At 46.7% G+C, this 435-nt stretch carries 1 pseudogene; it reads right to left on the bottom strand.

Going from position 1 to position 435, the window contains the following annotated elements:
* Positions 1 to 114: 114 nt before the first annotated feature.
* Positions 115 to 435: pseudogene (locus K5Q58_RS20955) on the bottom strand (DNA mismatch repair protein MutT); the annotation flags it as partial.

Here is a 435-nt window from a genome sequence, read left to right as displayed (position 1 = left end):
CATCGCTAAACTTCAATCCGTAGATGATTAGTTTATTGGGCGTGAACTGAGCTATTACCATTGCATTAGGATCGGTTCACGCTTTTAGGTCTAGCGATGGGGAAGTTTAGCCAGTTATAAAAGCTCTGCCACGATCTGCTTTAGTAGAAAGGTTTCTCGCTCAATCGACATGCCCTTCTTAGGACTGTTAGCCATAGTGTGCTCGTTGTGAGCGATGGCTTGATGAATATTGATCCACACTGGGGCCATGCCGTTTTGGATCTCATGGGCTTCTAATTTGGTTTCGCCGAGTTCAGGGTGAATATCGCAAACAAAGCAAAATGATTCCATATGCACCACTTCGAAGCCATCCCTATTCCAAGGGCGAAACTCTTGGTAGCGACCAAACTCACTGACAATCTCAATATGCCGCGCCCCCGTTTCTTCCTCTAGCCC

It is taken from the genome of Shewanella sp. KT0246 (genome assembly GCF_019654955.1).
GTDB lineage: Bacteria > Pseudomonadota > Gammaproteobacteria > Enterobacterales > Shewanellaceae > Shewanella > Shewanella goraebulensis.
Note: the sequence above shows the minus strand (reverse complement) of the source record. Positions and strands in the feature narration are given on the sequence as shown.